Here is a 24,538-nt window from a genome sequence, read left to right as displayed (position 1 = left end):
CATGACTCATGACAATAAACTTCAGGTAGAAGCCATTCGCCGCGGCACGGTGATTGACCATATTCCGGCGCAGGTCGGCTTCAAGCTGCTTTCTCTGTTTAAGCTTACCGAAACCGATCAGCGCATCACTATCGGCCTTAACCTGCCCTCCGGCGAAATGGGCCGCAAAGATTTAATCAAGATTGAAAACACCTTCCTGACCGACGAGCAGGTGAACCAGCTCGCGCTGTATGCGCCGCAGGCGACGGTGAACCGCATCGACGATTATGAAGTGGTAGGCAAAAGCAAGCCGAGCCTGCCGGATCGTATCGAGAACGTGCTGGTCTGCCCGAACGGCAACTGCATCAGCCGTACCGAGCCGGTCTCCTCCAGCTTTGCCGTGAAAACGCGCGACGACGCGGTGCAACTGAAGTGCAAATATTGCGAGAAAGAGTTCGCCCGTCACGTCGTGCTGGCGGATTAATTGTGGCTGGCAATGGCCTTGCGGCTCCCTATAATGAGCGGGAGCCTTACCGCTGTTAACTTCAGGAGAAATTATGTCCCGCACTATCGCCACGGAAAACGCCCCTGCCGCTATCGGTCCTTACGTTCAGGCCGTCGATCTGGGCAACATGGTTATCACCTCCGGTCAGATCCCGGTCGACCCGAAATCCGGCAGCGTGCCGGACGATATCGCCGCCCAGGCGCGTCAGTCGCTGGATAACGTGAAAGCGATTATCGAAGCCGCCGGCCTGAAAGTCGGCGATATCGTGAAAACCACGGTATTCGTCAAAGATCTGAACGACTTCGCGACCGTTAACGCCACTTACGAAGCGTTTTTCACCGAGCATAACGCCACCTTCCCGGCGCGCTCCTGCGTGGAAGTGGCGCGTCTGCCGAAAGATGTGAAAATCGAAATCGAAGCGATCGCCGTACGTCGCTAATCGCGTCTGACGTAAAAAAAGCACCGCGAGCGGTGCTTTTTTTATGGGCTCAGCGCGCCGTTTTCTTCGCTTTGGGTGGGCTCTGGCGCGAAACGTTTACCGGCGTATGTTTGGTCAGCGCGGGCTGCGTGTTGCGATACTGACGCTTCGCCGCGCGCATCTCTTCGATGGTCGGCGCAGGCACTAAGCAGTCGCGGCGCGAACCTATCAGATGCTTTTTGCCCATTGCCTCCAGCGCCTCGCGAATAACCGGCCAGTTGGCCGGATCGTGATAGCGCAGCAGCGCCTTGTGCAGTCGGCGCTGGCGATCGCCTCTCGGCACCACCACGTCTTCACTTTTGTAGCCGATTTTCCCGAGCGGGTTTTTGCCGGTGTAATACATCGTGGTGGAACTGGCGAGCGGCGACGGATAGAAGTTCTGCACCTGATCGAGCCGGAAACGGCGCGCTTTCAGCCACAGCGCCAGGTTCACCATATCTTCGTCACGCGTGCCGGGGTGCGCGGAGATAAAGTACGGGATCAAATACTGCTCTTTGCCCGCCTGTCTGGAATAGGTGTCGAACAGTGCTTTAAAGCGGTCATAGCTGCCCATGCCCGGCTTCATCATTTTTGACAGCGGTCCCTCTTCGGTATGCTCCGGGGCAATCTTCAGATAACCGCCGACGTGGTGCGTCGCGAGCTCTTTGATATAACGCGGATCTTCCACCGCCAGATCGTAGCGCACCCCGGAGGCGATCAGGATCTTCCTGATGCCCCTGAGATCCCGCGCGCGGCGGTAGAGGTTGATCGTCGGCGTATGATCGGTATCCATATGCGGGCAGATCGCCGGGTAGACGCACGACAGACGGCGGCAGGTCTGCTCGGCGCGCGGCGACGTGCAGCGCAGCATATACATATTGGCCGTCGGCCCGCCGAGATCGGAGATAATCCCGGTAAAACCGGGCACTGAATCGCGGATCGCCTCTATCTCATTAATGATCGAGTCTTCCGAGCGGCTCTGGATAATGCGCCCTTCGTGCTCGGTAATAGAGCAGAACGAACAGCCGCCAAAGCAGCCGCGCATAATGTTCACCGAGAAGCGGATCATCTCATAAGCGGGAATGCGTTTTGTGCCGTAAGCCGGGTGCGGTACGCGCTGGTACGGCAGCGCAAACACGCTGTCCATCTCTTCGGTGGAGAGCGGGATCGCAGGCGGGTTGATCCAGATATAACGATCGCCATGCTTTTGCATCAGCGCGCGGGCGCAGCCGGGGTTGGTTTCATGATGCAGAATGCGCGAGGCGTGCGCGTAGAGCACTTTATCGCCCTTCACTTTTTCATACGACGGCAGCAGTACGTAGGTTTTCTCCCACGGCTTCGGGCGCGGCGGCTGAACGGTAACGGCTTTCGCCGCCGGTTTTTCCGGTTTATTGCCATCGGCGCACGGCAGATCGTCGCCATACGGATGCGGGATCGGATCGATGCGCCCCGGCGTGTCGAGACGCGTGGAATCCACACCCGCCCAGCCCGGCAGCGCCTCTTTCACCACGATCGCCGTATTACGCACATCGCGGATAGACGTAATGGGCTCCCCCATCGCCAGACGGTGCGCCACTTCCACCAGCGGACGCTCGCCGTTGCCGAAAATCAGCATGTCGGCTTTGGCATCCACCAGCGCCGAGCGGCGCACGGTATCAGACCAGTAATCGTAATGCGCGGTGCGGCGCAGGCTCGCCTCGATGCCGCCCAGAACCACCGGCACGTCGCGCCAGGCCTCTTTACAGCGCTGGGTATAGACCAGGGTTGCGCGATCCGGGCGTTTCCCGGCTTCGTTATCCGGCGTGTAGGCGTCGTCATGGCGCAGTTTGCGATCCGCCGTGTAGCGGTTGATCATCGAATCCATGTTCCCGGCGGTGACGCCGAAAAACAGGTTCGGTTTGCCAAGGCGCATGAAGTCGTCTTTGCTGCTCCAGTCCGGCTGCGCGATGATCCCGACGCGAAAGCCCTGCGCCTCCAGCATACGGCCGCAAATGGCCATGCCGAAGCTCGGGTGATCGACGTAGGCGTCGCCGGTGACGAGAATAATGTCGCAGCTGTCCCAGCCGAGCTGGTCCATCTCCTCGCGCGACATCGGTAAAAAGGGCGCAGGCCCAAAGCAGGCGGCCCAGTACTGCGGCCAGGAGAACAGATCGCGATCCGGCTGGATCAGGCTCAGGGAACTCATAGTGCTTCCGGAAAAAGGCAAAAGAATCGACAAAGGGCGGCGATTATACGTCCGAAAGCAACAAAAAAAGAAGGGTTATTCTGCGGAAAAAAGCGCCAGCGCCCTTTCCCGCAGAGGACAGGATTACTTGCTGTGCCAGTACGCCGCGGCGCGCATCAGCTGGGGGTTGACGCGCCCTTCAAACGGCTCGCTTAAGCGCTTAACGACTTTGCCTTCGCCGGTTACCCAGAGGTAGTAATTGTCCTCTGGCACCGTCAGCGCCGCCAGTTTCGCTTCCACCGCCTGGGCGTCGTGGCCGATCACCCACTGGATGTTAAATTCGCCGAGGTGCGCCAGGTAGCCTTTCAGCGTCTCATTCGCCACCGTCACGATAGCCTCCACCTGCACCGGTTTCGCCTGCGCGCGGAGCGCCTCAAGGCGGCGGCGCAGCGCGGGCATCCCGGATTCATCGCACACGTAGAGCTGCCAGGCGTAATCTTCCGGCACCACTAACGAGCCGCGCGGCCCGCCGATGCAGAGCGTGTCGCCGGGTTTGGCCGCCACCGCCCAGTCGCTCGCCACGCCAGATTCATGCACGTAAAAATCGATAGTTAATTGCTGGCTCGCCTCGTCAAACAGCGGCGTGTAGTCGCGCGACGGCGGTCGCACGTCGCCTGCCCAGACGATGCCCTCATCGGTGACGTCAGGCGGCACAAACGGCGCGCCGTCCTGCGGGAAAAACACTTTGATATGGTCGTCGAAGCCGCGCGAGGTAAAGCCTGCCAGCGCGTCGCCGCCAAACACGATGCGCTGAAAGCCGCTGACGTGTTCGCTTTTAAGTACGGTAATTTCACGAAAACGCAGTTCGTTGCGCACGCGCTGCGGGAATGGAGTTGTCTGATTCATCATCAACCTGCCAACGTAAACGGTAAATTAGATATATCTAAATTGTCGTAAATGATAATGATTGCCAACAACGGAAATGGCAAGTGATTTTTCGATAGCTAGGGCAGAAACCGCACATCACGCAAAGCTCAATAATTAAACCCTTTATAAACAGCGTATTATTTATAAACTGGATTTTAGAAAGACATCCGTCAGCAAAAAAAGATATAGTTAAGATATATCTGTTTAAACCGGAGATCCCTTATGCGCTCAGACGACCGCCACGCTTCATCCCCCCGCCGCGAGGGCCGTCACGGGCCGGACGGCCATCGTCGCCCGCGCTTTTTCGGCAACGGCGAACTGCGGCTGGTGATGCTGGATATCCTGTGCGCCGGCGAGAGCCACGGCTATGAACTCATCAAAGCCATCGACACGCTGACCGCAGGCCATTACGCGCCGAGCCCCGGCGTGGTCTACCCGACGCTCGACGCGCTGGAGGCGCAAGGGTTTGTGGTGCTGCACGACGAAGAAAACGGCCGAAAGAAAATCGCGATTACCGACGCGGGCCGCGCGTGGCTTGGGGAGAACCGCGAGGCGCTGGAGCATATTCAGGCGCGGATGCGGGCGCGCGCCATCGGGCACAAACTGCGTAAAGATCCGCAAATGAAACGGGCGCTCGACAACATGAAAGCGGTGCTGGATTTAAAAGTGAATCAGGCGGAAATCAGCCCGGAGACGTTAAAACAGATTATCGGGATTATTGACCGGGCGGCGCTGGCGATCTCCCAGCTCGATTAACGCCAACGGCGGTGGCAGGCCACCGCCGTTGTTTTATCAGGCGCTGAGACGGAATACTTTAACCATCTCTTTTAAGTTATGCGCCTGGTCATTAAGCGAAGATGCCGCCGCGACCGATTCCTCCACCAGCGCGGAGTTTTGCTGGGTGGTGGTGTCAATCATGCCGATGGCGCTGTTAATCTGCGAAATACCGTCGGTCTGTTCACGGCTCGCCTGCGCGATTTCTCGCAGGATCGTGTCCATTTCCCCGACGTTTGCCACCATACCGTTCAGCAGACCGCTCGCTTTTTCCACCAGCTCCATACCTTCGCGGGTCTGGCCGGTCGAGTCTTCAATCAGCGCGCGGATCTCGCTTGCCGATGACGCGCTCTTCTGCGCCAGCTGTCGCACTTCGCCCGCCACCACCGCGAAGCCACGGCCATGTTCACCCGCGCGCGCCGCTTCCACGGCGGCGTTCAGCGCCAGGATATTGGTCTGAAACGCGATGGAATCGATCAGGTTGATGATATCCGACATCCGATCCGACGTGCCGCGAATAACGCGCATTTTGTCGGTCACCTGCTGCATCATCTCGCCGTTGCGTTTCACCACGCTTGCCGCGTCGGAGGAGAGCCGCGTCGCCTCGCTGGTGTTATCGGCGGTGTTTTTCACGGTTGACGTGATCTGCTCCATCGAGGCGGCGGTCTGCTCCACGGAGCTCGCCTGCTCTTCGGTGCGCGCCGCCAGATCCTGATTGCCCGCGACAATCTGCGACGCCGCGCTGGAGATGCTTTCCGCGCTGTACTGTACCTCCTGCACAATCGCCTGCAGACGCTGCTTCATATCCATCAGCGCATTCAGTAACACGCCGGTTTCATCGCGCGACTGTATCTCCACCGAGCGGGTAAGATCGCCTTCGGCAATCGCCCCGGCAAAACGCACCGCCTGATCGAGAGGGCGCGTAATGGCGCGTACAAGCAGTCCGCCCATCAGCGAGCCCAGCACCACGCACAGCAGCGTCAGGCCGATCGTCAGCGCACGGTTGTTGCTGAAATCTTTCGCGACCGTCACGCCCGCCTCGCGCATATGGCTGTCCTGAATTTTAATCAGCGCCTGGACGCGCAATTTGTACTCGTTCTGAAGCGCCAGCGTGGTGGACATCATCTCCTCCAGCGCCGCGTTGCGGTCGTTGCGTTTTACCGCATCGAGAATGCGAAACCGCGAAGCCAGATACTGCTTACGTACGTCGGCGATTTGCGCCAGCGCCTGACGCGAGGCGTCATCGGTCAGCGTTTTATTCAGGTCCGTCAGCAGCGCGCTGATACGCCCGCTGATGGCGCTGAGCTGCGCCTCCGACTGCGTTGTCCAGCGCTGGTTCTCGTCCATCAGCATTAATTGCTGCGTACTGACGAAGCTCTGGAAATTCTCAATAAGCTGATTGGCTTTTACGGTAGTGGGATAATCCTCAGCGATAACCTGCTGAATATTATTATTGGCCTGGCTCAGACTGCCGAGTGATAAACCGGCGCTGATAAGTAACAAAACAATAAAAAAGGCAAAAGCGAAAATAAGCTTTGTGCGGATTTTAATATCGCGGATGGACATATTCACTCCGTTGAACGGGTTATTTTGCGCTGGCGAAACGGAAATCGCAGCGATGGATAACGTGATCCGCCGAACCTGCGGGGATCGACAAAGGTCGTTATCGTCAGGCCCTTTTGTAACTTTATGACTTTGATCGTTTTTTTCTTTGATAAATCCACTTAACAATAGCCAGCGGCTATTAATAAGCGGCTATTGATCGGCCAAATGTGCGCCCGATCACTTAATTGCGCAATTAATTACAGCGAAGCGGAAAGGTTTTTTTCTGTGGGTTCAGGAAGATGGGAAAAACAATTTAAAAGAAAGGGTTTAAATTAAATACATTTATTTAATTTATCCTTAACATTAGAGCAACAAATAAAGCGGGTATTAAAAAGGGCACAAATTGATAAATCTTTGAGGCTCGCAGAGGAGCTAAAAGGCGGCATCGCGCCGCCTTTAGCCAAAATTAATGCAGTACGGTCACGGCATCCTGGAGACGGCCGGCGCGGTGTTTCACCATCGAAGAAACCTGCGCGCTCTCCTCCACCAGCGCCGCGTTCTTGCGGGTAATGGCGTCCAGCTCCGCCACGGCGCGGGTAAGATCGGAAAGCCCGTCGGCCTGTTCGGTCGTCGCCTGGCTTATCTGGCCTATCAGGCGCGTCACGTTTTCCACCTGGTTGACGATATCCTGCATCGTGCGCCCCGCTTCATGCACCTGCACCGTACCGGACTCCACTTTGCTGGCGCTGGCGTCAATCAGCTTGCGGATATCGTTGGCGGCGTTCGCGCTGCGGTTCGCCAGATGGCGCACTTCGCCCGCCACGACGGCGAAGCCTTTGCCCTGCTCGCCCGCGCGCGCCGCTTCCACGGCGGCGTTGAGCGCCAGGATGTTGGTCTGGAACGCGATGTCATTAATGAGCGCCGTGATGGAGCCGATGCGCTGCGTGCTGTCGGCAATCTCATCCATGGTGTTGACCACGGTCTCCATCGTCTGTCCGCCGAGACGCGCGGCGTCGCTCGCCTCGCTGGAGAGCTTATCCGCCGCCGCCGCGGTGGCGGAGTTGTTCTGCACCGACGCCGCCATCTGGTTCATAGTGGTGACGGTTTGCTGCACGTTAACCACCGTCTGGCGGGTGCGCTCGTTGAGGTCGTCGTTGCCGCGCGCCAGCGTTTCGCTGCCGCTGCGTACGTTGCTCACCTGGCCTGACACATCATTCATCAGCCAGCGGCACATCAGCCCCAGCTGCCCGATGGCGCGGAGCGTCACGCCGACTTCATCGACGCGATTAAGATGCGCGATGCTTTGCGACTCGCCTGTCGCGATGCGCAGCGCCTGACGCGCCACGTTTTCAATCGGGCGAACAATCTGCCACTCCAGCGCCGCGCCGCCGAGCGCCAGCATTACCGCTGCGGCAAGCGTCGGGGCCAGCAAAGGCGCGCCGGTACAGGCCATGACCGCCGTCCAGGCGATAAACAGCGCCGCCATCACGCCGCGCAGGCGCCAGCGCAACGGCAGCGCAGGAAGTTTTCCCCACCAGCCATTGCGCAGCACCAGGCCTTTGAACAGACGGCGCGGTTTGCGCCCTTCGCGCAGCGCTTTATAGAGCGGCTCGACGGCGGCTATCTCTTCCGCGCTGGCTTTGGTGCGAATCGACATAAAGCCGGTCATTTTTCCGCCGCGCACCATCGGCGCCACATTAGCGCGCACCCAGTAGTGATCGCCGTTCTTACAGCGGTTTTTCACGATGCCGGTCCAGGGCTCGCCCTGCTTCAGCGTGTACCACATATCGGCGAAAGCCGCTTTCGGCATATCCGGATGACGCACCATGTTGTGCGGGCTGCCGGTCAGCTCCTCAGAGGTGTACCCGCTTACCTCGATGAAGGCGTCGTTGGCGTGGGTGATATAGCTTTGCAGATCGGTGGTAGACATAAGCGTGGTGTCGTTAGCGAGCGCAACGTCGCGTTGCGTAACGAACGGCTGAGAAGACATAAACGGCGTCCTTAGGCAGGTTATCCAATTGTTAATCTTTTTTCTGCCTTGTTATGTCGGCGATATATAAATTATCTTTAGCTGTTAAATACGATTCAGCTCGCAAATTAAACATTTCGCGGTCATTTTTTTATGCACGCCGCCGATAATTTATATCCGCAATTATTTACCACGGTGAATAATACACTTGTGTTATTTCAGCGTTTCTCGCATCAGCCCGTCGAGCGTCAGAATACAGCGGTTACGTCCATTATTTTTCCCGAAATACATAGCATCGTCCGCACGACCAATTGCCTCATGCAGCGTCTCGTCCCGCCTTATGCCTGTTAAACCGCCCGTAACCGTCACTTGCAGACTCTCGTCGTTGAGCGTTATCGGAAGCCGGGCGGGACACCCGCAGAGCCGCAACCCCGCTTCCCGCGCTTCTTCCTGCGTATGCCCTGCAAGGAGCGCAATAAACTCTTCGCCGCCGAAGCGATACACCCGCTCGCCGTCGCGCGCTTCGCTTTTTAACCGCTGCGCGACCTCACGCAGCACGTCATCGCCCGCGTTATGTCCGTAGGTATCATTGACCTTTTTAAAGCGGTCGATATCGATAATCAGCAGCCACAGCGCCTGCTCACGCGCGCTATTGTGCAAGAAGTCGAAATCTTCATACAGCAGCTGACGCAGCGGCAGTCCGGTAAGCATGTCGTGCCGGTTGCGTAGTGAGATTAACTGCTGGCGGTAGTCATCGATGCTGGCGACAAACTGCTGCTGCGCGTCGTGGTAAGCGTAGAGTTCATCAGAGCCCACCTGTTTATCGGCAATCAATCGAATTAACGTGTGCGCGGTGTCATGCATGGTTTGATGCGCTTTGCTGATATTTTCAATAAAGCGAGCGTAGCGGGAAGGACTATTATCGCACCTGGTCATCCACTGACAGAAACGACAAGAAAGATGAGACTGAGGATGAATAAAGCTGTTATCTGGTTCGCGACCTAATAAGACGAGTTCTAAAAATTTCCCCGTCCACTCATAATGTAATTTAACGGCGTGGTTTAATTCGTTTAACGATAAATCTATCTGGTGCAAATCCATGCTGACCTCATAAAAACAATAACCACCCTGGCTATCAGGAATACGCGCAATAATAAAGAGGCGCTTGAAAAAGAACCTGGCGGCACATCAGTAAATAGTGTGATTACTCCACTAAAATATATTTACTGTTAATTATATACAGAAAAACATCCGGTGAAATATCTCCCCGCAGCTGCGCCATCGCCGCGCACCGACGCCCTGTTATGGTGCAACACGCCGCCTGGCCCGCACAGACGCTTTACGCGGTGGCAGCATTAAGCGCCGCAATGGTTTTTTTGGAATGATTTCATGCCGCCGCCTCCGCGGCTTCACAGCGGTTTATCCCGATTTTCACGCCCCACGCCGATGTGGCGTAAAGGCTGCAATACTTAATATCGGTATCATGTGATACGCGATCCAAAGGGGCACATTTTGAACAGGTTACCTAACAGCGCCTCGGCTCTTGCCTGTACCGCGCACGCACTGAATCTCATCGAAAAGCGCACGCTGACGCATGAGGAGATGAAAGCACTTAACCGGGAGGTCCACGACTACTTCCAGCAGCATGTAAACCCAGGTTTTTTAGAGTATCGAAAATCAGTCACCGCTGGCGGGGATTACGGAGCCGTAGAGTGGCAGGCGGGAGGTCTTAATACGCTTGTCGACACCCAGGGACAGGAGTTCCTCGATTGCCTGGGTGGGTTTGGCATTTTTAACGTGGGGCACCGTAATCCAGTTGTTGTATCCGCCGTAGAAAATCAGCTCGCGAAACAGCCTCTGCACAGCCAGGAGCTGCTCGACCCGCTAAGAGCGATGCTCGCCAAAACCCTCGCCGCGCTGACGCCCGGCAAACTCAAGTACAGCTTCTTTTGCAACAGCGGAACGGAATCGGTCGAGGCGGCGCTTAAGCTCGCCAAAGCGTATCAGTCGCCGCGGGGCAAATTCACTTTTGTGGCCGCGAGCGGCGCTTTCCACGGCAAATCGCTCGGCGCGCTCTCCGCCACCGCCAAAGCGGCGTTTCGCAAACCCTTTATGCCGCTGCTGCCGGGCTTTCGCCATGTGCCGTTCGGCCATATCGACGCGCTACGCGAGCTGCTGAGTGAATGTAAGAAAACCGGCGATGACGTGGCGGCGGTGATCCTGGAGCCAATCCAGGGCGAAGGCGGCGTGATCCTGCCGCCGCCGGGGTATCTGCCGGCGGTGCGCAAGCTGTGCGATGAGTACGGCGCGCTGCTTATCCTCGATGAAGTCCAGACCGGCATGGGCCGCACCGGCAAGATGTTCGCCTGCGAGCATGAAAACGTGCAGCCGGACATCCTCTGCCTTGCCAAAGCGCTCGGCGGCGGCGTGATGCCGATTGGCGCGACGGTCGCGACGGAAGAGGTGTTCTCGGTGCTGCTCGACAACCCGTTCCTGCACACCACCACGTTTGGCGGCAACCCGCTCGCCTGCGCGGCGGCGCTCGCCACCATTCATGTCCTGCTGGAAGAAAACCTGCCCGCCCAGGCGGAGCAGAAAGGCGACATGTTGCTGGACGGCTTCCGCCAGCTGGGACGTGAATACCCTCACCTGGTGCAGGAGGCGCGCGGCCGCGGGATGTTAATGGCCATTGAGTTTGTCGATAACGAAACCGGCTACCGCTTCGCGAGCGAGATGTTCCGCCAGCGCGTGCTGGTGGCGGGCACGCTCAACAACGCCAAAACGATCCGCATTGAGCCGCCGCTCACGCTGACCATTGAACAGTGCGAGCAGGTGCTTGCCGCCGCGCGCACGGCGCTTGAGACGCTCAGCACCGCTCACAACACAGCGGCGGTCGCCGCCGAAAGCTAACCCTCAGGCAGCGCGCCTTCGTTCTCGTCCGGCGAAGGCGCGGCGCCTTTTCACCCTCGCCTGAAATTTGATTGCCATCACAATCAGCGGATTGTCTCTTTCCCTTTTGGCCGTCGATCGCTTAATCATTAACTCATCCGACCACATAACAATTATTTTACACTGGATGAGTGCAATCATGAGCTACCCGTCGCTGTTCGCCCCGCTCGATCTGGGCTTCACCACGCTTAAAAACCGCGTCCTGATGGGCTCAATGCATACCGGGCTTGAGGAGCACCCGGACGGCGCGCGGCGGCTGGCGGCCTTTTACGCCGAGCGCGCCCGCCACGGCGTGGCGCTGATTGTGACCGGCGGCGTGGCGCCGTCGCCCGCTGGCGTGGCGATTCAGGGCGGCGCGGTGCTTAACGACGCCCACCATCTTCCCCATCACCGCGTCATTACCGACGCGGTGCATCGCGAAGGCGGCAAAATCGCGCTGCAAATTTTGCATACCGGGCGCTACAGCTATCAGCCGCACCCGGTCGCGCCGTCGCCCTTACAGGCGCCGATCAACCGCTTTGCGCCCCATGAGCTGACCCATGACGAGATACTCGCGCTGATTGAGGATTTCGCGCGGTGCGCGTCGCTGGCGCGCGAGGCCGGTTACGACGGCGTGGAGATCATGGGTTCCGAAGGCTATCTGATAAACCAGTTCCTGGCGGCGCGCACTAACCAGCGCGAGGATGAATGGGGCGGCGACTACGCACGCCGGATGCGCTTCGCCGTTGAAGTGGTGCGCGCGGTGCGCGAGCGCGTGGGCCAGGACTTCATCATTATTTATCGTCTCTCGATGCTGGATCTCGTCGAGGGCGGGTCGACCTTCGATGAAACCGTGCAGCTTGCCCGCGCCGTCGAGGCCGCGGGCGCGACGCTGCTGAATACCGGCATCGGCTGGCACGAGGCGCGCATTCCGACGATTGCCACACCGGTGCCGCGCGGCGCGTTTACCTGGGTGACGCGCAAGCTGCGCGGGCAGACCAGGCTGCCGCTGGTGACGACTAACCGGATTAACGATCCGCATGTGGCGGAGGCGATCCTCGCGGCGGGCGACGCCGATATGGTTTCGATGGCGCGACCGTTTCTGGCCGATGCCGAACTGCTCTCTAAAGCCGCGAGCGGGCGCGAGGCGGAAATCAACACCTGCATCGGCTGCAACCAGGCGTGTCTCGATCAGATTTTCGCGGGCAAAATCACGTCGTGCCTGGTGAACCCGCGCGCCTGCCATGAAACGGAGATGGTCTGCGTGCCTGCGCGCGCGCCGAAAAAGCTGGCGGTGGTGGGCGCCGGCCCGGCGGGGCTTTCGTTCGCGGTAAACGCCGCGCAGCGGGGCCATGCCGTGACGCTGTTTGACGCGAGTGCGGAGATTGGCGGGCAGTTTAATATCGCTAAACAGATCCCCGGCAAAGAGGAGTTTTACGAGACGCTGCGCTATTTCCGCCGGATGCTGGCGGTAACCGGCGTGACGCTCGCGCTTAACACGCGCGTCGATGCCGCGATGCTGGCGGAGTTTGACGAGGTGGCGCTCGCGACGGGCATTGTGCCGCGCGTGCCGGATATTGCAGGCATTGATCACCCCAGCGTGCTGACCTATCTCGACGTGCTGCGCGATAAAGCGCCGGTCGGGCAGCGGGTGGCGATTATCGGCTGCGGCGGCATCGGCTTTGATACCGCGATGTATTTAAGCCAGCCGGGAGAAGCCACCAGCCAGAATATCGCCGAGTTTTGCGTGGAATGGGGCATCGACACCAGCCTGAACGCGCCGGGCGGCCTGCGCCCCGAAGGGCCGGTGTTGCCGAAAAGCCCGCGCCAGATAGTGATGCTGCAACGCCGCGCCGGGAAACCGGGCGACGGGCTTGGCAAAACGACCGGGTGGATCCATCGCGCGACGCTGCTGGCGCGCGGCGTGAAGATGATTCCGGCGGTGAGTTATCAGCGCATCGACGATCGCGGGCTGCATGTGTTGATCAACGGCGAGGCACAGGTGCTGGAGGTAGATAACGTGATTATTTGCGCGGGCCAGGAGCCGCAGCAGGCGCTCGCGGCCCCGCTGCGCGCGATGGGCAAGCCGGTGCATTTGATTGGCGGCTGCGACGTGGCGCTGGAGCTCGACGCCCGCCGCGCCATCGCCCAGGGTACGCAGCTGGCGCTGGAGATTTAAGGCATATGGCGGGTGCGCTGCGCTTACCCGTCCTACGATCGAGGCTCCCTTATAGGATGTAGAGTGGGTAAGCGTAGCGCACCCACCGCCCCGCCATAAGCCCTTCTCAGCGGCTTTTACGCAGCTTCACCGCCTTCAACACCACAAACTTATTGTTGGTCGCGACGGTGGTGCAGTTGCCGAAAATCTTTTTCAGCTTGCGGAAATAATCGAGATGGCGGTTGCCGACGATGCGCAGCTCGCCGCCCCATTTCAGGCAGCGGCGGGCGTCCTGGAACATCTGCCAGGCGATATGATCGGTAATCGCGTGCTGCTGGTGAAACGGCGGGTTGCAGAGCACCGCGTGGAAGCTTTCCGGTTCCACGCCCGTCAGCGCGTTATTCACCTGAAACTCGCAGCGATCCAGCGCGTCCGGCAGGTTGGTTTCAACGTTCAGACGGCTCGAAGCCACCGCCATATAAGACTCGTCGACAAACCGCACCCGCGCCTGCGGATTCTGCGCCAGCAGCGTCAGGCCGATCACGCCGTTGCCGCAGCCGAGATCCACCATCTCGCCTTCCACCGCTTCCGGCAGATGCTGCATAAAGAAGCGCGCGCCGATGTCGAGACTGGCGCGGGAAAACACGCTGGCGTGGTTATGAATCGTCCACGGCGTGCCGTCGAGCTTCCAGCTTAAGGTTTCAGGCGCGTCGGCAAGCGCCGGGGCGCTGAAGGCGCAATGGATCAGGCGCGCCTTTTTCCAGGCGAGCGTCGTGGTCGTCGGCCCCAGGATTTTTTCAAACAGCGCCAGCGTCGAGGTATGAATATCGCGCGCTTTGGCACCGGCGATAATGCGCGTCTGCGGCGTCACCACGTTTCGCAGCGCGCGCAGCTGTTGCTCCAGCAACGCGAGCTGTTTCGGGATCTTCATCAGCACCAGTTCCGGTGCGGCGGGCAGCGGGCTCAGGCTGTCCTGCATCGTCACGAGAGATTCGTCGATATCGTTCAGGCGCAGGTTATGGCGCGTGGCCTGATGGGCGATGAACGAATCGTTGACGCTGACCGGACGCACATCCGCCAGCGCGCAGGCGAGCGCGCCGAAACTATCGTTGAAAATCAGTACCGGACCGGAGGGCTGTTCGACCTGTTGCAGCAGGTATTCATCCGCCGCCTCCCAGGCCTGCAGCGGCGTCTCTTCCGGCATTGGCGGAAAACGCTGCAGCGTCAGTGTTTGATTGAGTAACTCCACCTGGCTCATCGGCCCTCCCGAATGGTAAAATCCGCGCGTTTTATCCCTTAATTACACCCCTGAGTAAACCTTTTTTTCACCCGCTGAGGCCGTGATGACCACACTGACGTATCTCCAGGGCTACCCGGAATCTCTGCTTGTCCAGGTACGCACGCTGATTGACCAGAACCGCCTCGGCGAAGTGCTTGAAAAGCGTTATCCACACAAGCACCTGATAACCACGGACAAAGCGCTTTATGACTATGCGCAGGGGCTGAAAAACCGCTATCTGCGCAGCGCCCCGCCGCTCAATAAAGTGGCGTATGACAATAAAATCCACGTCATGAAACACGCGCTCGGGCTGCATACCGCGATTTCCCGCGTGCAGGGCGGCAAGCTAAAGGCAAAGGCAGAGATCCGCGTCGCCACGGTGTTTCGCCAGGCGCCGGAGGATTTTCTGCGGATGATTGTGGTGCATGAGCTCGCGCATATTAAAGAAAAGGAACATAACAAAGCCTTTTATCAGCTGTGCTGCCATATGGAGCCGCAATATCATCAGCTCGAATTCGATACCCGCCTGTGGCTGACCCAGCTTGCGCTGACGCAAGGCGGCGGGCAGACGGCTTAACAATCTGCGCCCGCGCGCACTGGTTTTGTCATTTTCGCGTGTTACTCTGAAAAGATATTCACTGCCGGAGAAGACACGCCTTTATGATACGTTTCGCCGTTGTTGGAACGAACTGGATAACGCGCCAGTTTGTCGATGCCGCCCACGAGACGGGCAAATTTACCCTGACCGCGATCTACTCCCGCAGCCTTGAACAGGCGCAGACGTTCGCGAGCGATTACCCGGTGGAGCATCTCTTCACCTCGCTGGAGGCGCTGGCCGAAAGCGACGCCATCGACGCGGTCTACCTCGCCAGCCCCAACGCCCTGCACTTTTCCCAGTCCTGCCTGTTTCTGAACCATAAAAAACATGTGATTTGCGAAAAGCCGCTGGCCTCTAACCTGCGGGAAGTGGAAGCGGCCATCGCCTGCGCGCGCGAAAACCAGGTCGTGCTGTTCGAGGCGTTTAAAACCGCCAGCCTGCCGAATTTCATCGCGCTGCAACAGGCGCTGCCGAAAGTGGGCGCGCTTCGCAAAGTGCTGTTTAACTACTGCCAGTATTCGTCGCGCTACCCGCGTTATCTCAACGGCGAAAACCCGAATACGTTTAACCCGGCGTTTTCTAACGGCTCCATCATGGATATCGGTTTCTATACGCTCGCCAGCGCCGTCGCGCTGTGGGGCGAGCCGCATGAGGTGAAAGCCACCGCCAGCCTGCTGGCAAGCGGCGTGGACGCGCACGGCGTGGTTCAGATGAACTATGGCGATTTCGACGTCACGCTGCTGCACTCCAAAGTGAGCGACTCGGCGCTGCCGAGCGAAATTCAGGGCGAAGCGGGATCGCTGGTGATTGAAAAACTCTCCGAGTGCCAGCGCATCACCTTTATTCCGCGCGGCGGCAAACCGCAGGAGCTGACGCTGCCGCAGCACATCAATACGATGCTCTATGAAGCCGAAACCTTCGCGCGCCTGGTTGAGACAAACGAAGTGAATCATCCGGGCCTCGCGGTCAGCCGCGCGACGGCGAAATTGCTCACTGAAATTCGCGCCCAGACGGGCGTGAAGTTCCCGGCAGATGATGTGAGCGCGCCGCTGCCGGCGTAAAGCTTTGTAAAAGCGCCCCGGCAACGCATTGACCGCACAAATGTGTTGTAATATTTTGTTACTTGCAAAGGGGAGTAACTTCATTGCCGACGGTCGTCATTACGATGCCACGCATCCGGTCGTCGGGCAGCCTGCCTGTTATCCACACGGTAACGCGGCGGCTGTAAGTGAGACCTTGCCGGAAGGCGAGGTCTGTGCGGTGCTCTTAGGCAAAGCGGCTGACGTCTTCTGACGTTAGCCGTTTTTGTTTAGAGGATTTCGCTTATGAATACTGTCGGCACTCCCTTGCTGTGGGGCGGCTTCGCCGTCGTCGTGGTGATTATGCTGGCTATCGACCTTCTGCTTCAGGGGCGCCGCGGCGCGCACGCGATGACCATGAAGCAGGCGGCCGCCTGGTCCATCGTCTGGGTTTCGCTGTCCCTGCTGTTTAACGCTGCCTTCTGGTGGTATCTCACCGGCACCGCCGGACGTGAAGTGGCGGATACCCAGGCGCTCGCCTTCCTGACCGGTTATCTCATCGAAAAAGCGCTGGCGGTCGATAACGTCTTCGTCTGGCTGATGCTCTTTAGCTACTTCGCCGTACCGCCTGCGCTGCAGCGCCGGGTGCTGATTTACGGCGTGCTGGGCGCTATCGTGCTGCGCACCATTATGATTTTCGCCGGCAGCTGGCTTATTACGCAGTTTGAATGGCTGCTCTATGTGTTCGGCGCGTTCCTGCTCTTTACCGGCGTGAAGATGGCGCTCGCGAAAGAAGATGAAGGCGGCATCGGCGACAAGCCGCTGGTACGCTGGCTGCGCGGGCATTTGCGCATGACGGACAGCATCGAGAGCGAGCACTTCTTCGTGCGTAAAAACGGCCTGCTCTACGCCACACCGCTGCTGCTGGTGCTGATCATGGTGGAGCTGAGCGACGTGATTTTCGCGGTGGACAGCATCCCGGCGATTTTCGCGGTCACCACCGACCCGTTTATCGTGCTGACCTCTAACCTGTTCGCGATCCTCGGCCTGCGCGCCATGTACTTCCTGCTGGCGGGCGTGGCGGAGCGTTTCTCGATGCTGAAATATGGTCTGTCGGTGATCCTGGTGTTTATCGGTATCAAGATGCTGATTGTCGATTTCTACCACATCCCGATCGCCATTTCGCTTGGCGTGGTCGGCGGCATTCTGGTCACGACGCTTGTGATTAACGCCTGGGTTAACCATCGCAACGACAAGAAAAAGCTGGCGGAATAACGTTTTGCCGTCATGGCTTTGACGCCGCCCGTGCTCCTGCGGGCGGCGTTTTTTTATCCGCTATTCGCTGCCCGCGCTTTTGCAACGCGTACGATGACGGAATTGCCGATTTTGTCACAATAACGTTAAGAGACAGTTAAAAAACGGGAGCGATTCAGAAAATCCAGCACTATCCCCTTTCCCGCCATAGCCAAATCCTTATACTCATCTGTGCAAACTTTTGTTACATCCTGACGCAACGTGGCACAGAACACGGCGCGGGATGCAACCACATCACTTCTGAAGGAAATGGTATGACTACGCAATCTCAGGGCGGCGGCCTGTTACACCGCCTGGCGCAGGGCAGTCTGGTAAAACAGATTCTGGTGGGGCTGGTGCTCGGTATTCTGCTGGCCTGGCTTTCCAAACCCGCGGCTATCGCGGTCGGACTGCTCGGCACGCTGTTCGTCGGCGCGCTGAAAGCCGTGGCGCCGGTACTGGTGCTGATGCTGGTAATGGCCTCTATCGCCAACCATAAACACGGGCAGAAAACCAATATCCGCCCCATTCTCTGGCTCTATCTGCTGGGCACGTTTTCCGCGGCGCTGACCGCCGTGCTGTTCAGCTTTCTCTTTCCTTCCACGCTGCATCTGGTCACGGGCGCGACGGATATCACGCCGCCGACCGGGATTGTCGGCGTGCTGCGCGACCTGCTGCTCAGCATGGTCGCGAACCCGGTTGATGCCCTGCTGAAAGGCAATTACATCGGCATTCTGGTCTGGGCCGTGGGCCTCGGCTTCGCGCTGCGTCACGGCAACGACACCACCAAAAATCTGGTGAATGATATGTCGGATGCCGTCACCTTTATGGTGAAGCTGGTGATCCGTTTCGCGCCCATCGGGATTTTCGGCCTGGTCGCGTCCACGCTCGCCACCACCGGCTTCGATACCCTGTGGGGTTACGCGCAGCTGCTGATGGTGCTGATTGGCTGCATGTTCCTGGTGGCGCTGGTGATTAACCCGCTGATTGTGTTTGCCAAAATCCGCCGTAACCCATACCCGCTGGTGTTCGCCTGCCTGCGCGAAAGCGGCGTGACCGCGTTCTTTACCCGCAGCTCGGCGGCGAATATTCCGGTCAACATGGCGCTGTGCGAGAAGCTGAATCTGGATCGCGATACCTATTCGGTGTCTATCCCGCTCGGCGCGACCATCAACATGGCGGGGGCGGCGATCACCATTACGGTGCTGACGCTGGCGGCGGTGCATACGCTGGGGATTGCGGTGGATGTGCCGACCGCGCTGCTGCTGAGCGTGGTGGCGTCGCTGTGCGCCTGCGGCGCGTCGGGCGTGGCGGGCGGTTCGTTGCTGCTGATCCCGCTCGCGTGCAATATGTTCGGCATTCCGAACGATATCGCCATGCAGGTGGTCGCGGTGGGCTTTATTATCGGCGTGTTGCAGGACTCCTGCGAAACCGCGCTGAATTCCTCCACCGACGTGCTCTTCACCGCGGCGGCGTGCCAGGCGGAAGACGCGCGTCTTGCGAGCCACGCGCTGCGTAACTAATCCCTCTCCGGCGGTCTGCGGGCCGCCGTCTTTTACCGCTTCTGCACTATCTCTTTTTCGACCTTAAACGGATCGATTCCGCGCTTTTGCATCTGCCAGAACCTAATAATGTTAAGCCCGTTGATGATGAGAAAGCTGCCCTCAATCAGCGTCCCGCCTATCGAGCCAATCCAGAAATTATGCGTGACCCAGCAGGCGGTGGAACACCACATCACGCAGCGGGTGGTAAGCCCGGTGCAGCGAAACAGCGCCCAGGTGCTGGCGACGGTGCCGATAATCGGTAACAGCTCGATGGGGTGATGGAGTTTCACCAGCCCGAGCGTCAGCGTAAGCACGATAAACAGCGTCATGATCCACAGGCTGCGGGTGCGCAGCGAAATCACCGTGCGCAGGGCGTTCAGCTCCGCGCTCATCCCCGCAGGCGTCGCGCCCATCAGGAAAAAGTGCCCGCCAATGACGGCGCTGTAGACCGCCAGTTGCAGCTTGAAGCGCCGCTCGTCGCGGTTGAAAAAGGTGGTGATGCCAATCAGAAAGGCGATGACCCCAACGCCCTGAGCAAGCCAATACGCGGTCATAAAGCGTCCCTCTCAAAAAAGAAACGGCGCTTCATAAATGAAACGCCGTCTGATGATTACGTCGTCCGGGGCCTACAGCGTCACGCCGCTCTTAAAGATAGCCAGCTCGCGGAAATCGTTTTTCTCGTTGCAGGTCTCTTTGCCGGAGGCGATTTCCACAATTTTATCGACAAACTTTTCCAGCAGTTGCGGCATCGCGGTGCCGTGCAGCAGCTGACCGGCGTCGAAGTCTATCCAGTGCGGTTTTTTCGCCGCCAGCTCGCTGTTGGTGGCGATTTTCACCGTCGGCACGAAACCGCCGTAGGGCGTGCCGCGCCCGGTGCTGAACAGCACCATATGGCAGCCCGCGCCCGCCAGCGCGCTGGTGGCGACAGCGTCGTTGCCCGGCGCGCTCAGCAGGTTAAGGCCCGGCGTATGCAGCCGCTCGCCATAGCGCAGCACGTCGACGACCTGGCTTGCGCCCGCTTTCTGCGTGCAGCCGAGCGATTTCTCTTCAAGCGTAGTGATGCCGCCCGCTTTGTTGCCCGGCGACGGGTTTTCGTAAATCGGCTGGTTGTGCGCGATGAAGTACTGTTTGAAGTCGTTCACCATGGTGACGGTTTTCTCAAACGTCGCTTCGTCGCGGCAGTGGCTCATCAGAATGCGCTCCGCGCCGAACATCTCCGGCACTTCGGTCAGTACCGTGGTGCCGCCGTTGGCGATGACGTAATCCGAGAAACGGCCAAGCATCGGGTTGGCGGTAATGCCGGAAAGCCCGTCTGAGCCGCCGCACTCCAGCCCGAATTTCAGCTCGCTGAGCTTGCCCGGCTCGCGCTTGTCGTGACGCATCACGTCATACAGCGCATGCAGATGCTCAAGCCCCGCTTCCACTTCATCATCCTGATGCTGGCAGACCATGAAATGCACGCGCGCAGGGTCGAAATCGCCGAGCGTCTCGCGAAACGCGTCCACCTGATTGTTCTCACAGCCCAGACCAATCACCAGCACCGCCCCGGCGTTCGGGTGGCGCACCATGTTTTGCAGCATGGTGCGGGTGTTGATGTGATCGTCGCCCAGCTGCGAGCAGCCGTAGGTGTGGCTGAAGAGAAAGACGCCGTCGGTGCCTTCGGCGTCGCGCGTCTCTTTCAGGAAACGGTTCTGGATCTGGCGCGCGATTCCGTTGACGCAGCCGACGGTCGGCAGGATCCACAGTTCATTGCGGATCCCCACTTCGCCGCTGGCGCGACGGTAGATCTGCACCTCGCGATCGCCCATCTGCTCGCCCGTATAAGGCGCTTCGGGTTGATAGCTGTATTCATCCAGATCGCTGAGATTGGTGCGGGTATTATGGGAGTGAATATGTTCGCCCGGCGCGATATCCGCCAGCGCATGACCAATCGGCAGGCCATATTTTACGACGTTCTCTCCCTGTGCGATGGGCAGCAGCGCGAACTTATGCCCGCGCGTCACCGGCTGCAACAGCATGACGGACAGCCCGTCGATGGCGATCACCGTGCCTTCGGGCAGATCCGCCAGCGCTACCGCAACGTTATCCTGCGAATGGATCCTGATGTATTGCATATCAACCTCAAAGGGCCTTAGTTGAGTTCAATGGCGAAGTAGTCGCGAGCGTTGTTGAAGCAGATGTTTTTCACCATCTCGCCCAACAGTTCGCTATCCGCCGGCGCCTCGCCCGCTTCCACCCAGCGGCCAATCATCTGGCACAGAATGCGGCGGAAGTATTCATGACGGGTATAGGAGAGGAAGCTGCGGCTGTCGGTCAGCATGCCCACGAAGCGGCTCAGCAGGCCGAGCTGCGCGAGCTGGGTCATCTGACGCTCCATGCCGTCTTTCTGATCGTTAAACCACCAGCCGGAACCGAACTGCATCTTGCCTGGCATCCCTTCGCCCTGGAAGTTGCCGATCATGGTGCCCAGCACTTCGTTATCACGCGGGTTCAGGCAGTAGAGAATGGTTTTCGGCAGCAGGTTCTCTTCGTTCTGTTTGCTCAGCAGTTTTGACAGCTCTTCCGCGAGCGGACGATCGTTGATGGAGTCAAAGCCGACATCCGGCCCGAGCAGTTTGAACTGGCGCTGGTTGTTATTACGCAGCGCGCCGATGTGATACTGCTGCACCCAGCCGCGACGCGCGTACTCCGCGCCAAGCCAGACCAGCACCGCGGTTTTAAACTGCGCCACTTCCTGCTCGCTGAGCGTCTCGCCCGCCAGACGGCGTGCCAGGATGCTGTCGAGCTCACTTTCGCTGGCGTCGGCAAACAGCACCACGTCCAGCGCGTGATCCGACACTTTACAGCCGTGGGCCGCGAAGTGATCCAGGCGTTTCGTCAGCGCCGTTTGCAGGTCGCTGAAGCGGCGGATATCGGTATCGGAGACTGCCGCGAGCTTCGCCATGTAGTCGGTGAAAGTCGCCTGCTCAATATTGAACGCTTTGTCCGGACGCCAGCTCGGCAGCACTTTGACGCTAAAGCTGCTGTCTTTGGCGATGGTCGCGTGGTGTTCCAGAGAATCGATCGGATCGTCGGTGGTGCCGACCATTTTCACATTCATCTGCTGCATGATGCCGCGGGCGCTGAACGCGTCCTGGGCCAGCAGATCGTTACACTGGTTCCAGATCTCGTCGGCGGTTTTCGGCGACAGCAGTTTGCCGGTAATGCCAAACGGACGGCGCAACTCCAGATGCGTCCAGTGGTAGAGCGGGTTGCCGATGGTGTGCGGCACGGTCGCGGCCCACGCGTCGAACTTCTCGCGGTCGCTCGCATCGCCGGTGCACAGACGCTCAGGCACGCCGTTGGTGCGCATCGCGCGCCATTTGTAGTGGTCGCCTTTCAGCCAGATGTCATACAGGTTTTTAAAACGGTAATTTTCGGCAATCTGCTGCGGCGGAAGGTGGCAGTGATAGTCGAAAATCGGCTGGTCTTTAGCGTAGTCATGGTACAGACGGCGGGCGAATTCGGTGTCGAGCAGGAAATCTTCGGTCATGAACGGGGTCATTTTATGCTTCCTCTGAGCCAGTATTTCAGATGCGTTAGCATGATGCTGACAAAGTTATCACACCAATTTCTAGTGACTGAAGCTATTTTCGTGAGTCAGATCAATAAAAGCACACAAATAATCCTCCCTTTCCGGAGCAGACGCCGCTCCAGCCCGCGCCACGTCTGGCTTCGCGCCGCGCCTGACGTAACCTTACAAAGAAAGATGCTTTTGTGATGGCTCTCAACTTTTAAAGCTGTATGACAAGTTATCGTTCTCCCGTCGCAACTTATAAACCCACGGAATGTTTTTAAGGGGTGAGATTCACCCCATTAGCCGGAACGGATACCGGCCTGGCCCATAAACACGGTACGGCACGGCGTGGGCGGCACCGATAACACTTCCGGCGCGCCTCCTGTTACTGAATGAGACCCGCGCAAGGCTGGCTACCTGCCAGCCTGCGCGGCGAATGATTAAACGATGAGGTTTCCAATGCGTAAAATTAAAGGGTTACGATGGTACATGATTGCGCTGGTGACGCTGGGCACCGTGCTGGGCTACCTGACCCGTAACACTGTGGCCGCCGCAGCGCCCACTCTGATGGAAGAGCTGCACATCTCCACACAGCAATACTCCTATATTATCGCGGCCTACTCCGCGGCCTACACCGTCATGCAGCCAGTGGCTGGCTACGTGCTGGATATTCTCGGCACCAAAATCGGCTACGCCTTCTTCGCCGTCACCTGGGCAGTATTTTGCGGCGCGACAGCGCTGGCAGGCAGCTGGGGCGGTCTGGCGCTGGCGCGCGGCGCCGTGGGTGCGGCGGAAGCGGCCATGATCCCGGCCGGCCTGAAAGCCAGCTCCGAGTGGTTCCCGGCGAAAGAGCGCTCCATCGCGGTGGGCTATTTCAACGTGGGCTCGTCTATCGGCGCCATGATTGCGCCGCCGCTGGTGGTGTGGGCTATCGTGATGCATAGCTGGGAACTGGCGTTCATTATTTCCGGCGTGCTGAGCTTCGCCTGGGCGATGGCCTGGCTGATTTTCTACAAACATCCGCGCGACCAGAAAAAACTGACCGAAGAAGAACGTGACTACATCATTGGCGGCCAAGAAGCGCAGCATCAGACCAACAACGGTAAAAAAATGTCGCCGTGGCAGATCCTGCGTACCCGTCAGTTCTGGGGCATCGCGCTGCCGCGCTTCCTGGCGGAACCGGCCTGGGGCACGTTCAACGCCTGGATCCCGCTGTTTATGTTCAAAGTGTACGGCTTTAACCTGAAAGAGATCGCGATGTTCGCCTGGATGCCGATGCTGTTCGCGGATCTCGGCTGTATCGTCGGCGGTTACCTGCCTCCGCTGTTCCAGCGCTGGTTCGGTGTGAACCTGATCGTCTCCCGTAAAATGGTGGTGACGCTGGGCGCGGTGCTGATGATTGGCCCAGGCATGATCGGCTTGTTCACCAGCCCGTACGTGGCGATTGCCCTGCTGTGCATCGGCGGGTTCGCGCACCAGTCGCTCTCCGGCGCGCTGATTACGCTCTCCTCTGACGTGTTTGGCCGTAATGAAGTGGCGACCGCCAACGGCCTGACCGGCATGGCCGCATGGACCGCGAGCACCCTGTTTGCGCTGGTGGTCGGCGCGCTGGCCGACACCATTGGCTTCAGCCCGCTGTTCGCCGTACTGGCCGTGTTCGACCTGATGGGCGCGCTGGTTATCTGGACGGTGCTGAAAAACAAACCGGCCAGCGAGCTGGAGCGAGAGACGCGAAGTGGCGCTCCCGTCACACAACATTGATTAATGCTCCGGAAAGCCGCCTGCGGGCGGCTTTTTCATGGGCGTCGAGTGGAGGGCTCATCCGAAAAGTGGTATAACAAAT

Annotated in this window: 19 protein-coding genes; 10 read left to right on the top strand and 9 right to left on the bottom strand. The window is 58.9% G+C overall.

Annotated features, from left to right (window positions below; translation table 11 throughout):
• The first annotated feature begins 1 nt into the window (after position 1).
• Positions 2-463 carry an aspartate carbamoyltransferase regulatory subunit gene (pyrI, locus tag AFK65_RS02515; protein ID WP_007705241.1) on the top strand — a complete coding sequence of 154 codons (462 nt, stop codon included), beginning with the start codon at positions 2-4 and terminating at the stop codon, positions 461-463.
• 73 nt (positions 464-536) lie between these two features.
• Complete coding sequence (ridA, locus tag AFK65_RS02510) at positions 537-923, top strand: 2-iminobutanoate/2-iminopropanoate deaminase (protein ID WP_004388683.1); 387 nt, start codon at positions 537-539, stop codon at positions 921-923.
• A 49-nt stretch (positions 924-972) separates the two neighbouring features.
• On the opposite strand, the gene AFK65_RS02505 is transcribed toward ridA, so the two are convergent.
• Together AFK65_RS02505 and AFK65_RS02500 are read right to left on the bottom strand one after the other, a co-directional pair.
• On the bottom strand, positions 973-3,126 hold the full coding sequence (locus AFK65_RS02505; protein ID WP_007705236.1) for a YgiQ family radical SAM protein: 2,154 nt from the start codon (positions 3,124-3,126) through the stop codon (positions 973-975).
• Between the two features lie 123 nt (positions 3,127-3,249).
• Complete coding sequence (locus tag AFK65_RS02500) at positions 3,250-4,014, bottom strand: siderophore-interacting protein (RefSeq protein WP_038858162.1); 765 nt, start codon at positions 4,012-4,014, stop codon at positions 3,250-3,252.
• 240 nt (positions 4,015-4,254) lie between these two features.
• Between AFK65_RS02500 and AFK65_RS02495 the strand changes: the two genes are divergently transcribed.
• The gene (locus tag AFK65_RS02495) at positions 4,255-4,788 is read left to right on the top strand and encodes a PadR family transcriptional regulator (protein WP_038858164.1); all 534 of its coding nucleotides are present in this window, start codon (positions 4,255-4,257) and stop codon (positions 4,786-4,788) included.
• Between the two features lie 36 nt (positions 4,789-4,824).
• Here the strand turns inward: AFK65_RS02495 and AFK65_RS02490 are convergent, their stop codons facing one another.
• The 3 genes from AFK65_RS02490 to AFK65_RS02480 form a co-directional block, all read right to left on the bottom strand.
• Positions 4,825-6,372: a methyl-accepting chemotaxis protein gene (locus tag AFK65_RS02490; RefSeq protein ID WP_038858165.1), complete on the bottom strand. Its 1,548-nt coding sequence runs from the start codon at positions 6,370-6,372 to the stop codon at positions 4,825-4,827.
• Between the two features lie 445 nt (positions 6,373-6,817).
• Positions 6,818-8,341: a methyl-accepting chemotaxis protein gene (locus AFK65_RS02485; RefSeq protein WP_038858170.1), complete on the bottom strand. Its 1,524-nt coding sequence runs from the start codon at positions 8,339-8,341 to the stop codon at positions 6,818-6,820.
• Positions 8,342-8,533: 192 nt separating this feature from the next.
• Positions 8,534-9,421, bottom strand: a complete 888-nt coding sequence (locus tag AFK65_RS02480; protein ID WP_007705218.1) for a diguanylate cyclase — start codon at positions 9,419-9,421, stop codon at positions 8,534-8,536.
• 411 nt (positions 9,422-9,832) lie between these two features.
• On the opposite strand from AFK65_RS02480, the gene ygjG reads away from it, so the two are divergent.
• Positions 9,833-11,230, top strand: coding sequence for a putrescine aminotransferase (gene ygjG / locus AFK65_RS02475; RefSeq protein ID WP_038858171.1), 1,398 nt, complete (start codon positions 9,833-9,835; stop codon positions 11,228-11,230).
• A gap of 178 nt (positions 11,231-11,408) precedes the next feature.
• Positions 11,409-13,427, top strand: coding sequence for an NADPH-dependent 2,4-dienoyl-CoA reductase (locus AFK65_RS02470; RefSeq protein ID WP_038858173.1), 2,019 nt, complete (start codon positions 11,409-11,411; stop codon positions 13,425-13,427).
• A 106-nt stretch (positions 13,428-13,533) separates the two neighbouring features.
• On the opposite strand, the gene rlmG is transcribed toward AFK65_RS02470, so the two are convergent.
• Positions 13,534-14,664, bottom strand: coding sequence for a 23S rRNA (guanine(1835)-N(2))-methyltransferase RlmG (gene rlmG, locus AFK65_RS02465; protein WP_007705186.1), 1,131 nt, complete (start codon positions 14,662-14,664; stop codon positions 13,534-13,536).
• Positions 14,665-14,749: 85 nt separating this feature from the next.
• Between rlmG and AFK65_RS02460 the strand changes: the two genes are divergently transcribed.
• From AFK65_RS02460 to sstT, 4 genes are all read left to right on the top strand, one after another.
• On the top strand, positions 14,750-15,262 hold the full coding sequence (locus AFK65_RS02460; RefSeq protein WP_007705185.1) for a M48 metallopeptidase family protein: 513 nt from the start codon (positions 14,750-14,752) through the stop codon (positions 15,260-15,262).
• Between the two features lie 83 nt (positions 15,263-15,345).
• Complete coding sequence (locus tag AFK65_RS02455) at positions 15,346-16,344, top strand: Gfo/Idh/MocA family protein (RefSeq protein ID WP_007705184.1); 999 nt, start codon at positions 15,346-15,348, stop codon at positions 16,342-16,344.
• Between the two features lie 264 nt (positions 16,345-16,608).
• Positions 16,609-17,577 carry a TerC family protein gene (locus AFK65_RS02450; protein ID WP_038858174.1) on the top strand — a complete coding sequence of 323 codons (969 nt, stop codon included), beginning with the start codon at positions 16,609-16,611 and terminating at the stop codon, positions 17,575-17,577.
• 293 nt (positions 17,578-17,870) lie between these two features.
• Positions 17,871-19,118 carry a serine/threonine transporter SstT gene (gene sstT, locus AFK65_RS02445; RefSeq protein ID WP_038858175.1) on the top strand — a complete coding sequence of 416 codons (1,248 nt, stop codon included), beginning with the start codon at positions 17,871-17,873 and terminating at the stop codon, positions 19,116-19,118.
• Between the two features lie 32 nt (positions 19,119-19,150).
• Here sstT and AFK65_RS02440 read toward each other — a convergent pair whose 3' ends face one another.
• The 3 genes from AFK65_RS02440 to uxaC form a co-directional block, all read right to left on the bottom strand.
• Positions 19,151-19,693, bottom strand: a complete 543-nt coding sequence (locus AFK65_RS02440; protein WP_007705163.1) for a YgjV family protein — start codon at positions 19,691-19,693, stop codon at positions 19,151-19,153.
• 72 nt (positions 19,694-19,765) lie between these two features.
• Positions 19,766-21,253: a UxaA family hydrolase gene (locus AFK65_RS02435; protein ID WP_038858178.1), complete on the bottom strand. Its 1,488-nt coding sequence runs from the start codon at positions 21,251-21,253 to the stop codon at positions 19,766-19,768.
• A 17-nt stretch (positions 21,254-21,270) separates the two neighbouring features.
• Positions 21,271-22,683, bottom strand: a complete 1,413-nt coding sequence (gene uxaC / locus AFK65_RS02430; RefSeq protein WP_007705156.1) for a glucuronate isomerase — start codon at positions 22,681-22,683, stop codon at positions 21,271-21,273.
• A gap of 471 nt (positions 22,684-23,154) precedes the next feature.
• Between uxaC and AFK65_RS02425 the strand changes: the two genes are divergently transcribed.
• Complete coding sequence (locus AFK65_RS02425) at positions 23,155-24,456, top strand: MFS transporter (RefSeq protein ID WP_007780560.1); 1,302 nt, start codon at positions 23,155-23,157, stop codon at positions 24,454-24,456.
• The last annotated feature ends 82 nt before the right edge of the window (positions 24,457-24,538 follow it).

It is taken from the genome of Cronobacter universalis NCTC 9529 (assembly GCF_001277175.1).
In the GTDB taxonomy this organism is placed as follows: Bacteria; Pseudomonadota; Gammaproteobacteria; order Enterobacterales; family Enterobacteriaceae; genus Cronobacter; species Cronobacter universalis.
The sequence above is the reverse complement of the archived record's forward strand: the minus strand, read 5'-3'. Positions and strand labels throughout refer to the sequence as shown.